We start from the raw sequence: 14,047 nt of genomic DNA, 5'->3' as shown, positions 1-14,047 counted from the left end.
TAACCGTCAAACCTACTATATATAGTAGGAAAAGTATAAAACTTTTTTCAAAAAATGACTACTATATGCTCACATATAATAGCCACCTTGTTGTTACGTTTAGTTAAAGTTAAGCTTCAACCAAACCATAGAAATCTTACCAACGATAATGTGCAAAGGCACGGTTGGCTTCAGCCATTTTATGCGTATCTTCACGCTTCTTAACTGAGGCACCAGTATTGTTGGCAGCATCCATGATTTCACGTGCTAACCGGTCTGACATGGTGTGTTCACCACGTGAACGTGCATATTGAACGATCCAACGAAGTGCTAAGGTCGTCTTACGATCTGGACGAACTTCGATAGGAACTTGATAGTTAGAACCACCGACACGGCGAGCCTTAACTTCAAGTACTGGCATAACGTTCTTCATTGCTTCTTCGAAGACATCTAAAGGTTCGTTTCCAGTTTGTTCCTTAATTTGATCAAACGCATCATACAAGATAGTTGATGCAGTCCCACGTTTACCATCTAACATTAAGTGGTTAATTAAACGCGTTACTAACTTAGAATCGTACATTGGATCTGGCAAAACTTCGCGCTTTGCTGGTTGTCCTTTTCTTGGCATTTAACTTACCTCCTTTATTCCTTTGGCTTCTTGGTACCGTACTTAGAACGACTTTGACGACGATCTTCGACGCCGGCCGTATCTAAAGTACCACGGATAACGTGATAACGTACACCAGGTAAATCCTTTACACGTCCACCACGAATCAAAACAACACTATGTTCTTGGAGGTTGTGACCAATACCAGGAATATAAGCGGTAACTTCAATCAAGTTAGATAAGCGGACACGTGCATACTTCCGTAAAGCTGAGTTAGGCTTCTTAGGAGTCATTGTGCCGACACGTGTTGCAACGCCCCGTTTTTGTGGTGCAGGGTTGTTTGTAGCAACCTTCTTGTAACTGTTATACCCGAAGTTTAAAGCAGGGGCATTTGATTTTGATACTTTAGATTTACGACCTTTACGAATTAATTGATTAATTGTTGGCATGTTCTAAAGTGTCCTCCTTCCAAAAATGTCTGATTTTTAAGTCCACACATCCAGGTGGTTCTTTTTTAAGCAAAAAAATAACCCTTGAACGATGGCGTTTATGCGCTTAGCCGACCAGTCAGCATGTCTGTATTCCTATACAGGAATCTGTCTGCAAAAAGCACCTTTACTAGAGTATCATGATGAAACTATCGTGTCAACCGTGAACTCGCAAATAACTTGCGTAGTTAACTCCTAGAAAGGTGGTTGACGATGCTTCTACTCGATAGCTTCATCTTCATTAGTGGTGCCTGCTGCGGCTCATTCATTACTTGCATGGCCGAACGACTCAGCGACACACACTCATTATACACGACGCAACGCTCAATATGTCCAAAATGTCGGCATCAATTAAGATTTTGGCAATTAATCCCGGTGCTGGGCGTCTTACTACAACGTGGCCGCTGCTTTGACTGTCGCTCGCGGATCAACTTGCGTTCAACTTGGATCGAACTCATCTTCGGCTGCCTCGTCCTCCTTAACTGGCAAGCGCCTCTCACAACTAGTGCCCCCCTATTGTTAGGCTATGCGGTCTTGCTTTTTAATAGTCTCACTGACCATGACCATTTCAGTGTTTTCCCAATTACGCTAGTTGCGCCTGCCATCATCGGCGTTTGGATCCACCCGCTTATCTGGTCAGTGCCATTGTTCATCTTAATTGGCTTGTTGATTAGCTTATACTTGATTGCTTGGCAAACGAAAAAGTTCGGCGCTGGTGATGTTGACATCTTAGTCCTGCTAACCTGTCTAGCCACACCAAATTTAGTCTTCAACAGTCTGATCTTGGCGTCGGCAGCCGCTCTCACTATTTTTATCATCCAGCCGCAACGTCGACAACTGCCCTTCGTCCCATTTCTGACTTGGGCCTTCATCTTAACCACACAACTGGTTTGATCAGAATTTAAAAAGTTCGGGACAAAGCCCTAGACTCGGTTTGTAGCTGCGAATATTTATCCTCGAAACGTGCAACAAAAGGCTGCGACCTCCGCTTAGCTACGGAAACCGAACGATTGAAAGTCCCAATCATTCGGTTTCCTATGCTATGCTCGGTAGCAACCCGCCTTTGGTCCCACTCTCCGCTTTTAACTTACTGTAGTCCTTCGTTTTCTTCATCCAACCGATCACAATCAATAATCAATTGACAAACCTCTTTAGCTGGCGCTAGTTTCATTGAGTACTTGCGGCCAAATTCAATCATCGTATGATGCGCACGATGCAACTCATCTGGCGGCAACACGCCAACAATTTTTTGTTCCACTTGTAAAGGGGTAGCGGCGCTATCAATAAAATGCAATCGTTTCGAAATAGCCGACACATGCGTGTCAACTGCAAATGTTGCTTGATCAAAGACATCACTTAACACCACATTCGCAGTTTTTCTGCCAGCACCCGGTAGTGCCATGATCCCCTTACGATCGGTTGGGACCACATCGTTCAGTTCTTCATGGACAATGCGGGCAGTCTTGATAATATTTCTGGCCTTGTTATGAAACAGGCCCACGCTTTTAATGAGCCGTTCAACATCTTCGACATCAGCCATCATCAACGCCTTCGGATCTGGATAACGTTCAAACAAAACCGGTGTGACCTTATTGACCGAGACATCGGTCGCTTGCGCACTTAAAATGACTGAGACGAGATACTGAAACGGTGTTCGTGAATCCAAGGACGGTCCAACCGGTCCCATTTCAGTTTCCATTTGATGAATCGCCCAAACAATCTGCTCGTCTTTTAACATTGCATTCCCCAACCTCTCGTATGTTTCTGATTCAATACTACCTGAAATTCAGTTTAATTCAATGCTTGCCGGTTGAAAGACAAAAAATACTAATAAATATAGTGGTACCAGTAAATTGGTGATGAAAAGAAGTTCATATTGCCGCTTCCGGGCATCACTGATTACATGCGGACGAGGGACCAGGCCAAGCCTGAGGAGCGGTCTTGACCTTCGCCCGGTCCCACGACCGCATGTAATCAGTCTCAACCGGAAGCGGCAATTTTTGGCAGATATTCCAAATTCATCAACGGCAAACAAAAAGGACGACCATTTAACTGGCCGTCCTTTCTAAAGTGTCAGCAATTACTTGCTAGCATCTTGTTCTTGCATTTGTTTTTCAAGGTCGCTGATTGAGTAAACCCCATCAGCCACGTTACCAACTTCCTTTGGCTTGATATGCCGATAGTTAGGCATACCAGTTCCAGCAGGAATAATCTTACCGATGATGACATTTTCTTTCAGACCGATCAATGGATCGTTCTTACCACGAATAGCCGCATCAGTTAAGACCCGAGTGGTTTCCTGGAATGACGCCGCTGATAAGAAACTGTTTGTTTCCAAGGCAGCTTTGGTAATCCCAAGAATAACTGGCCGTGATGTTGCTGGAATCCCACCAGCAATCAACGTCTTGTAGTTTTCATCCTTGAAGTCAGCAATATCCATCAAAGTCCCAGGTAAGACATCAGTGTCACCTGGATCCATGATCCGGACCTTACGAAGCATCTGACGAATCATGATTTCAACGTGCTTATCACCAATTTCAACCCCTTGCATCCGATAAACCCGTTGGACTTCACGGAGCAAGTAGTTTTCAGTCGATAAAACATCGCGAACTTGAATTAATTGCTTAGGATCAATTGACCCAACGTTCAACGCTGCACCACGGTGAATAAAGTCGCCTTCACTAACCGCCATCCGCGCTGTTAACGGTAAAGTATAAGTCCGAGTATCAGTTTCACCCTTAATCGTAACTTTCTTCGTCCGTTCTGCTGGATTTTCTTCAATTGATTGAACCGTCCCAGTAACTTCGGTGATTTCGGCACGCCCTTTAGGATTACGTGATTCAACAATTTCTTGAACACGAGGTAACCCTTGGGTAATATCGTCTCCGGCAACCCCACCAGTATGGAAAGTCCGCATGGTTAATTGGGTCCCAGGTTCACCGATTGATTGCGCAGCGACAGTCCCAACAGCTTCACCGACTTCAACTTCGTCACCGGTAGCCATGTTACGACCATAACAGTGTTCACAAACCCCATGTTTCGTGTTGCAAGTAAATGCAGAACGAATCGTGACTTCGGTAACACCGGCATCAACAATCTTTTGCGCCAAATCTTCATCAATCATGACGTTGTTGCCAATGATTTCTTCATGCGTGTCTGGATTGAAGATTGACTTCATCGTGTAACGACCAAGAATCCGGTCGTACAATGGTTCGATGACTTCATTACCTTCCATGATGGCACTAATCCGTAACCCACGATCAGTCCCACAATCCTTTTCACGGACAATGACATCTTGCGCAACATCGACAAGTCGACGAGTCAAGTAACCTGAGTTGGCAGTCTTCAAGGCCGTATCGGTCATCCCTTTACGAGCCCCATGGGTAGAAATAAACATTTCCAAGACTGATAGTCCTTCACGGAAGTTTGAAAGAATAGGTAATTCCATGATCTTCCCATTAGGGGCAGCCATCAAACCACGCATCCCAGCTAACTGTGTAAAGTTAGAAATGTTACCACGGGCACCAGAGTCACTCATCATGAAGATAGGATTGTCTGGGCTGAAACTTTCAATCAGTTTTTGTTGAATTTGATCTTTGGCGTCGTTCCAAACACCAATGACCCGTTCATAACGTTCATCGTCAGTAATTAACCCACGACGGAACTGTTTTGAAATCGTATTAACTTGTTTATGAGCTTCGTCGATAATGGCTGGCTTTTCTTTCAAGTCAGTAATATCGGCAACCCCAACCGTCAAACCAGACTTAGTTGAAATGTTGTAACCTAAGTCTTTCATCCGGTCAAGCAAGAGTGACGTTGCAGTCACATGATATTGCTTGTAAACTTCGGCGATAATATCGGCTAAGAAGCCCTTCTTAAATGGCATGATCAATTCTTGACCATCTAAGAAGTCATGAATATTTTCACCAGGCTTCAAGAAGTAACGATCAGGTGTGCCATCAATCAAATTATCATTCGTTGGTTCGTTCAAGTATGGGAACTTACCAGGTAAGATATTGTTGAAGATTGCTTTACCAACCGTTGTAACCAAGACTTCTTGTTTTTCTTCATCGGTAAATGGCTTGTCAGGCATTGATGAAACTTGCAGACCAATCCGGCTGTGCATGTGCACATAACCAGCTTGATAAGCTTTTTGTGCTTCATCCAAATCTTTGAAGATCATGCCTTCGCCTTCACGACCAACTTCTTCAGTCGTCAAGTAGTAGTTACCGATAACCATATCTTGAGATGGCGTCACAACGGGTTTCCCGTCTTTAGGTGCCAAGATATGATGAGCAGCTAACATTAACAAACGTGCTTCGGCTTGGGCTTCATCTGACAAAGGCAAATGAATGGCCATTTGGTCACCATCAAAATCGGCATTGTAAGCTTCACAAGCCAACGGATGCAACCGCATTGCTTTACCACTAACTAAAACAGGTTCGAATGCTTGAATCCCTAAACGGTGAAGCGTAGGGGCCCGGTTTAATAACACGGGATGTTCTTTGATGACGTCTTCTAAGACGCCCCAAACATCATCATCAGCTCGTTCGATTTTCCGTTTAGCATTCTTAATGTTAGAAGCCAATTCGCGTTTAACCAATTCTTTCATGATGAACGGCTTGAAGAGTTCCAACGCCATTTGACGAGGTAACCCCATTTGGTTCATCTTCAAGAATGGGCCAACATCGATAACGGAACGACCAGAATAGTCAACCCGCTTACCAAGTAAGTTTTGACGGAATCGACCTTGCTTCCCTTTCAACATATGTGAAAGAGACTTCAATGGCCGGTTACCAGGACCAGCAACGGGACGACCACGCCGCCCGTTATCAATCAAGGCATCGACAGCTTCTTGGAGCATCCGTTTTTCGTTTTGAACAATAATACCAGGGGCATTTAAGTCCAACAAACGCTTCAAACGGTTGTTACGGTTAATCACACGACGGTACAAATCATTCAAGTCAGAAGTGGCAAAACGCCCACCTTCCAATTGAACCATTGGCCGTAAGTCCGGGGGAATGACCGGAATTGCATCCATGACCATCCAAGCCGGTTCGTTACCAGAAGTCACAAAGGCTTCAATGATATCCAAACGACGAACGGCACGTGTCCGCTTTTGACCGGAAGCATCCTTCAAAGCTTCTTTTAAGTCCCGTGCTTCTTTTTCAAGATCCACGTTATTTAATAGACGTTTGATGGCTTCAGCACCCATTTCGGCATCAAATTCTTTGCCGTATTGGGCTTTCTTTTCACGGTATTCACGTTCTGAAAGCAATTGCTTCTTTTCAAGTGGTGTGTTACCAGGTTCGATAACAACGTATGAAGCGAAGTAAATGATTTCTTCAAGTGCCCGTGGGCTCATGTCTAAGACAAGGCCCATCCGGCTAGGAATACCCTTGAAATACCAGATGTGAGTGACTGGTGCGGCGAGTTCGATATGCCCCATCCGTTCACGACGGACTTTACTACGGGTAACTTCGACACCACAACGGTCACAGACAATACCCTTATAACGGATCCGTTTGTATTTACCACACGCACATTCCCAATCCTTAGTAGGACCGAAGATACGTTCATCAAACAGACCGTCTTTTTCAGGTTTCAATGTCCGGTAGTTAATGGTTTCGGGCTTTTTAACTTCGCCGTATGACCAGCTACGAATCTTGTCTGGGGATGCCAGACCGATTTGCATGCTTTCAAACTTGTTGACATCGATCAAAGGACCGACCTCCCTTTTTATTGATTATCCTGGTGAGCGTTTGTTGGTTCAGTTGCGGCTGGTTTGTCAGTCTTCACTGGCTTATCAGCAGCTTTTTGTTCATTTTCTTGCTGGATTTTGCTCAAGGCATCCACGTTAACGACATCGTCGTCTTCGTCATCCATATCCCGCAATTCAATTTCTTTATCTTCAGCATCCAAGACCTTCATATCGAGTCCCAATGCTTGTAATTCCTTGACCAACACGCGGAATGATTCTGGCACGCCTGGCTTAGGAATTGGTTCGTCCTTAACAATGGCTTCATAGGTCTTAACCCGACCAACCACGTCATCAGACTTGTAAGTCAAGATTTCTTGTAAAGTGTAAGCAGCCCCATAAGCTTCCAAGGCCCAAACTTCCATTTCACCGAAACGTTGGCCCCCAAATTGCGCTTTCCCACCAAGTGGTTGTTGCGTAACTAAAGAGTAAGGTCCGATTGAACGGGCATGAATCTTATCATCAACCATGTGACTAAGCTTCATATAGTGCATGACACCAACGGCGATGCGCTTATCAAATGGTTCACCAGTCCGTCCATCATAGACGATTGACTTCCCATCGGCATCGAGTCCAGCTTCACGAACAGCCTTCCAAATATCAGAATCACGCGCCCCATCAAAGACCGGCGTTGCCATATGAATACCCAATTTACGAGCAGCCATACCTAAATGCAATTCCAAAACTTGTCCGATGTTCATACGTGAAGGCACACCCATTGGGCTCAGCATAATATCAATTGGAGTGCCATCTGGCATGTACGGCATGTCTTCTTGAGGAACCACGATTGAAACGGTCCCTTTATTACCATGTCGTCCGGCCATCTTGTCACCGACTTGAATCTTACGTTTTTGGGCAATGTAGACCCGAACCATCATGTTGACACCAGGTGATAATTCGTCCCCATTTTCACGGGTAAAGATCTTAACATCTTGAATAATCCCGCCACCACCATGTGGTACTCGGAGCGAGGTATCCCGAACTTCACGAGCCTTTTCACCAAAGATCGCATGTAACAAACGTTCTTCGGCTGATAATTCCGTAACCCCTTTAGGCGTTACCTTACCAACGAGGATGTCACCATCTTTAACTTCGGCCCCAACGCGGATAATCCCATCTTCATCAAGGTTACGCAAAGCGTCTTCCCCAACGTTAGGAATTTCACGGGTCATTTCTTCAGGTCCGAGTTTCGTATCACGCGCTTCTGATTCGTATTCTTCAATATGAATTGACGTGTAAACATCTTCACGAACCAAACGTTCATTAATAATGATGGCATCTTCGAAGTTATAACCGTTCCAAGTCATGAAAGCAACTAATGGGTTTTGGCCTAAAGCTAATTCCCCGCCTTCCATTGCTGGACCATCGGCTAAGACTTCGTCGTTATCAACATGGTCACCGGTTTTAACGATTGGCCGTTGGTTGTAGTTTTTACCACCATTTGAACGACGGAACTTCATTAATTTGTAGGTATCTAAGGAACCATCGTCACGTCGAACCCGAATTTCACGCGCATCAACGTATTCAACTGTTCCTTCATGCCGGTTGATTAAGGCAATCCCTGAATCATGCGCCGCTTTGTATTCGATCCCAGTCCCAATTAATGGGGCATGTGGATCAACCAAAGGAACGGCTTGTCGTTGCATGTTGGCACCCATTAAGGCCCGGTTAGAGTCATCGTTTTCCAAGAAAGGAATACATGCGGTGGCAACGGCAACAACTTGCTTAGGCGAAACGTCCATGTAATCGACGTCTTCGATTGAGATTTCCAAGTTTTCTTCCTTTTTACGGGCTAAAACTGTGTCATCAATGAAGGCACCATCATCAGTTAATGGCGAGTTCGCTTGGGCAATGACAAATTGGTCTTCTTCGTCAGCAGCTAAATAGTCAATCTTATCGGTAACTTTATGAGTCGTCCAATCGACACGACGATAAGGCGTTTCGATGAAGCCATAACGGTTAACCTTGGCATAAGAAGACAAACTGTTGATCAAACCAATGTTAGGACCTTCAGGTGTTTCGATTGGGCACATCCGACCGTAGTGGGTATAGTGCACGTCTCGAACTTCATAACCGGCCCGATCACGAGTCAAACCACCAGGTCCTAAGGCTGATAAACGACGCTTATGCGTTAATTCACCTAAGGGGTTCGTTTGATCCATGAATTGAGACAATTGTGATGACCCAAAGAATTCTTTGATTGATGCAACGACTGGGCGAATATTGATCAATTGTTGTGGTGTTACCGTGGCGGCGTCTTGAATCGACATCCGTTCACGAACAACCCGTTCCATCCGAGATAACCCGATCCGGAATTGGTTTTGTAACAATTCACCCACGGAACGAATCCGCCGGTTACCCAAGTGATCAATATCATCCGTCGTGCCTAAGCCTTCTTGTAAGTTAAAGAAGTAGTTAATGGAAGCAATGATATCTGCAGGCAAAATGTGTTTGAACTTAAGGTCAATGTTGCCATTGCCAATCACGTTAACAACCTTTTCTGGGTCATTTTGTGAGTAAACTTTCACAACCTGTAAAACCATTGGATTCGTGACAACTGCTTCATCAGACGGTGTATAGGTCACGGTCTTGAAGTCGTCATTTTCCAAATAGCTCGATAGCTTAGCCATCACGTTTTTATCGATGACATCGCCTTTTTGAGCAATCACTTCACCGGTATCAGGATCGGCCAAGGTTTCAGCCAAGGTCAAGCCCATCAAACGTGTCTTCATGCTTAACTTCTTGTTAACCTTGTAACGACCAACTGGTGCGAAGTCGTAACGTTTAGGATCAAAGAAGCGCGCAGTCAACAGACTCCGTGAACTGTCAGCAGTCTTAGGTTCGCCTGGACGTAGTCGTTCGTAGATATCCTTCAAGGATTCTTCGACACGTGAATCATCAGTGTTTTTATGAACATCTTTTTCCAAGGTGTTGATCAAACTGTCGGTTTCACCCAACATGTCGATGATGTCATCGTCAGAACCATAACCTAAGGCACGAACTAATTCTGTTAATGGAATCTTCCGCGTCCGGTCAATCCGAACGTAAGAAATATTCTTAGCATCGGTTTCAAGTTCTAGCCAAGCCCCACGGTTAGGAATCACGGTAGTGCCATAGCTAGGACGACCATTTTTATCTAATTCTTCATTAAAGTAAACACCGGGTGAACGAACCAATTGTGAAACAATGACCCGTTCGGCACCATTAATAATAAAGGTCCCTTGTTCAGTCATTAATGGGAAATCGCCAAAGAATACATCTTGCGACTTGATTTCGCCAGTTTCATGGTTAGTCAGTCGTAAAGTCACATGCAGTGGTGCAGAATAGTTCGCATCATGTTCACGGGCTTCATCGACGGTGTACTTTGGTTCTAATAGTTGATAGTCGACAAATTCAAGTGAAAGTTTCCCTGCAAAATCGTCGATTGGCAAAATATCTTCAAACATTTCCCGGAGACCTTCATCCAAGAACCACTGATATGAATCAGATTGGATTTCAATCAAGTTAGGCAAATCAAGAACTTCCTTGATACGTGCATAACTTCTACGGGTACGGTGTTTACCGTATTTAACTAAATGTCCGGCCAAGTTGTTCACCCCTTCTTATTATTCCGTGACTTGGTCCAATCAGCTAATATTACATTTGTGTTACAAATGCACTAAAAACCGAATTTTGGGCATAAAAAAACCAAAAATAGCCATTTAAGTTGGACTATTTTTGGGCTTATATTAACAAAACACGCAGACAATAGATTGCGTCTTTGTTCAAGTTCACGGTTACAGACAAGTTATAATATACATCGAAAACCGGTTGCTGTCAACCTAGTCGTTCGTTAAAATTAACTGTTTCCTATTTTGTTTCCGACTCACGAGCCACCCCGAACAAGATCATCTTGAGCAACGTTTGGACTTGGGTCCGTTCATCCGCTGCAGGATCCCCAATTCGATGAAAACTATTGAACAACGGGCTCAGGCTCGTGAGGTAAAAGTTAGCCGCCATCGCTGGTGTGACCCCCGCTTGCAACTGCAAGTTCGGTTGACCAAAGAAGGTCTGCAATGGCTGCACATAATCATTACGGAAAACGCCTGCTAACTGACCAATATGCTCACGCGACAAATCTTTAAAGCTCGTGTGAATTAACGTGAAGATATCGGCCGGATGCTTATGTGTTAAGAGCAAGGAAACATCCGTTAATTGTTCCAAGGGTTCTTGGTTCGGTTGTGATAAAATCTGATCCAAGCCCGTCTTAATCTCGCCACCGACCGTTGTAATCACGGCTAGGAAAATAACTTCTTTATCTTTAAAATGATGATACAAAGCTGGCTGAGTAATCCCAATCGCATTAGCAATGTCGCGCGTACTAGTTGCCGCATAGCCATGCTTTAAGAATAACTCTCGTGCGGCATCTAAAATTGCCTGATGCGTTTTAGCCAGTTGTTCCGCACGCGTTACCATTTAAATTCTCACCTTTCTTTTTATGCGTCAAAGTTCGAAATCAATCATTAGCTAACACTCTGCTGTGCATGTCTAAGTTCTAATCCCATCGTCTGCCGGTGAAGCGTCTTCACACGACAGTTTTTCTTTCTCTTATAATCTACACCATTTTTTTAACGATTACTACCGGCGTAGTTGCGTCTGACACCACAAAAAACGTTCAGACACAATTGCCTGAACGCTTATGAATTGAGTTTTAGTTATTTAGAAGAAACCGTTGAACGACCATCTGATTTTGGTTGGCTCTTGACGCTAATCGTAATCGCGCCTTTGCTAGCCCCAATCGTCACTTGATCGTTAACTTTGATCTCACCTGTTAAGAGTGATTCACTTAACCGATCTTCAACCTCAGTCTGTAATGCCCGCCGAATTGGTCGTGCTCCATATTCAGGATCAAAACCAGCCTTCGCCACAACATCAATTGCCGCTGGGGTGATTTTGATTTTAATGCCTTGCTGTGCGACGCGATCAACAATTTCAGTCGCCATTAACTTCACGATTTCATGTAATTCGTCCCGATTCAAGGAATGGAAGACAATCGTTTCGTCAATCCGATTTAAGAATTCTGGTCGGAAGGCCTTGCGCAATTCTTCATGAATCGTGGCCGAAACCGCTTTGTAATCATTCGCATGATCAGCAGCACCGAAACCAACCGACTTTTCATCACGAAGCGTGGTTGCACCCAAGTTAGAAGTCATGATCAAAATGGTGTTTCGGAAATCAACTTTACGACCCTTTGAATCAGTTAAGTAACCATCATCCAAGACTTGTAACAAAATATTAAAGACATCTGGATGGGCCTTTTCAACTTCATCAAATAGTACAACGGAGTATGGCTTTTGACGAACTTTCTCTGTCAATTGCCCACCTTCGTCATAACCGACATAACCGGGGGCTGACCCAATCAAGCGGCTCGTTGAATAGCGTTCCATATATTCTGACATGTCAATCCGAATCATGTTGTCTTCCGAACCAAACATCGCTTCGGCTAATGCCTTGGCTAGTTCAGTCTTCCCGACCCCAGTTGGACCAAGAAACATGAAGGAGCCAATTGGTCGACTCGGATCTTTCAACCCGCTACGGGCCCGCCGAATCGCACGTGCCACCGCGGAGACCGCCTCAGGTTGGCCGACAACCCGTTCATGCAAAATGCTTTCCAAGTTAACGAGCCGTTCACTTTCAGTCTTTTGCAACTGGGTGAGGGGCACCCCGGTCCATTCAGCCACGACCTGCGCAATATCTTCAGCAGTCACATTTAACGCATACTTAGGACCATCGCCATCTTCAGCCGCCGCTTCTTGCGCCGCCGTCAGACTATCTAAACGATCCTTGAGTTTCATTTCTTTTTTACGAATATCCGCTGCTTGTTCGAAATCCTGATCTTCGATGGCAGTTTCTTTTTGCTGGCGCAGTTCTGCTAATTTGTCTTGATTCTTTGACAGCTTAGTTGGCTGATCCATCTGATCAATCCGAACCTTCGCGGCTGCTTCATCCATCAAATCAATCGCCTTATCTGGTAAGAAACGATCGCTAATATAGCGACTGGACAGCTTAACTGCTTGTTCCACAGCTTCATCGGTAATATTGACGTGATGATGTTCTTCATAGCGTGGCCGCAAGCCGGTTAAAATTTCAACCGCTTCATCTGGCGTTGGTTCATCAACCATGACCGTCGCAAACCGCCGTTCTAAGGCCGCATCAGACTCAATATACTTTTGGTATTCATTTAAAGTTGTAGCACCAATCGTTTGGAGTTCACCACGTGCCAAAGCTGGCTTCAAAATGTTGGAGGCGTCGATTGCACCTTCAGCCCCACCGGCACCAATTAACGTGTGTAATTCATCAATAAAGAGGATGACGTGACCATCATTGTAAATTTCGTCGATCACTTTCTTTAACCGATCTTCGAATTCACCACGATACTTCGTTCCAGCCACGAGTGAGCCCATATCAAGCATCATCAAGCGCTTGTCAGCCATGTCGCTCGGGACATCACCAGCAACAATTTTTTGTGCCAAACCTTCTGCAATCGCAGTTTTACCAACACCTGGTTCACCAATCAAGACTGGGTTGTTCTTCGTCCGGCGTGACAAGATTTGAATAACCCGTTTGACCTCTTTGGAACGGCCAACGACGGGATCCATTTGTTGTTCACTGGCTAACTGAGTCAAATCGCGAGCTAATGAATCCAAAGTCGGCGTCCCTTCCGCCTTCTTGCCACCACGAATTTGACTGTTGCCCTTGCGCTTGCCCATAGCATCACTGACACCAAGCTTACGCAAGACAACTTTGCGAGTCTGACCTAAATCCAAATTTAAATTCATTAAAATACGCGAGGACAGGATACTTTCGTCTGACAACATTGCCAACAACAAATGTTCAGTACCAATCTTATTGGCGCCTAAACGTTTGGCTTCATCACCAGCCACCGACAAAATTTCTTTGGCTTTTGGTGAATAAGGCAAATAAGTATCCTTGCCAACGTTACTTAAGGTGCCATAACCCGTGAAGCGTTCAATTTCTTCACGAATATCGTCCTCAGTAACCGCATATTGTTGTAAGACTTTATTAGCAATCCCATTTTTCTCGATTGCCAATGCCAATAATAAATGTTCCGTTCCTACTGCTTGATGTTTAAAATACTTAGCTTGTTCTTGCGCTAAAACTAAGACACTCTTGGCACTCGGGGTAAATAGGTTATCCATTGCGATTCCTCGCTTT

Annotated in this window: 8 protein-coding genes; 1 reads left to right on the top strand and 7 read right to left on the bottom strand. The window is 44.6% G+C overall.

What is annotated here, in order from left to right:
* Positions 1–136: 136 nt before the first annotated feature.
* A complete protein-coding gene (gene rpsG / locus FFM74_RS01475; RefSeq protein ID WP_137606055.1) occupies positions 137–607 on the bottom strand; it encodes a 30S ribosomal protein S7 in 471 nt (156 codons plus the stop codon).
* Positions 608–621: 14 nt separating this feature from the next.
* Positions 622–1,035 carry a 30S ribosomal protein S12 gene (gene rpsL, locus FFM74_RS01470; RefSeq protein ID WP_137606056.1) on the bottom strand — a complete coding sequence of 138 codons (414 nt, stop codon included), beginning with the start codon at positions 1,033–1,035 and terminating at the stop codon, positions 622–624.
* Positions 1,036–1,287: 252 nt separating this feature from the next.
* On the opposite strand from rpsL, the gene FFM74_RS01465 reads away from it, so the two are divergent.
* Positions 1,288–1,968: a prepilin peptidase gene (locus FFM74_RS01465; protein WP_137624872.1), complete on the top strand. Its 681-nt coding sequence runs from the start codon at positions 1,288–1,290 to the stop codon at positions 1,966–1,968.
* A gap of 193 nt (positions 1,969–2,161) precedes the next feature.
* On the opposite strand, the gene FFM74_RS01460 is transcribed toward FFM74_RS01465, so the two are convergent.
* From FFM74_RS01460 to FFM74_RS01440, 5 genes are all read right to left on the bottom strand, one after another.
* Positions 2,162–2,812 carry an endonuclease III domain-containing protein gene (locus tag FFM74_RS01460; protein ID WP_137624871.1) on the bottom strand — a complete coding sequence of 217 codons (651 nt, stop codon included), beginning with the start codon at positions 2,810–2,812 and terminating at the stop codon, positions 2,162–2,164.
* 342 nt (positions 2,813–3,154) lie between these two features.
* Entirely contained in the window at positions 3,155–6,796 is a 3,642-nt protein-coding gene (gene rpoC / locus FFM74_RS01455) for a DNA-directed RNA polymerase subunit beta' (RefSeq protein ID WP_137624870.1), read from the bottom strand.
* Between the two features lie 17 nt (positions 6,797–6,813).
* Positions 6,814–10,419, bottom strand: a complete 3,606-nt coding sequence (gene rpoB / locus FFM74_RS01450) for a DNA-directed RNA polymerase subunit beta (RefSeq protein ID WP_137624869.1) — start codon at positions 10,417–10,419, stop codon at positions 6,814–6,816.
* A gap of 262 nt (positions 10,420–10,681) precedes the next feature.
* Entirely contained in the window at positions 10,682–11,287 is a 606-nt protein-coding gene (locus FFM74_RS01445; RefSeq protein ID WP_137624868.1) for a TetR/AcrR family transcriptional regulator, read from the bottom strand.
* Between the two features lie 239 nt (positions 11,288–11,526).
* Positions 11,527–14,031 (bottom strand): ATP-dependent Clp protease ATP-binding subunit, encoded by a 2,505-nt coding sequence (locus FFM74_RS01440; RefSeq protein WP_137624867.1) that lies wholly within the window; start codon positions 14,029–14,031, stop codon positions 11,527–11,529.
* Positions 14,032–14,047: the final 16 nt, after the last annotated feature.

This window comes from Lactiplantibacillus pingfangensis (assembly GCF_005404945.1).
Classification (GTDB): domain Bacteria; phylum Bacillota; class Bacilli; order Lactobacillales; family Lactobacillaceae; genus Lactiplantibacillus; species Lactiplantibacillus pingfangensis.
This window is presented reverse-complemented; position numbering and strand designations above follow the sequence as displayed.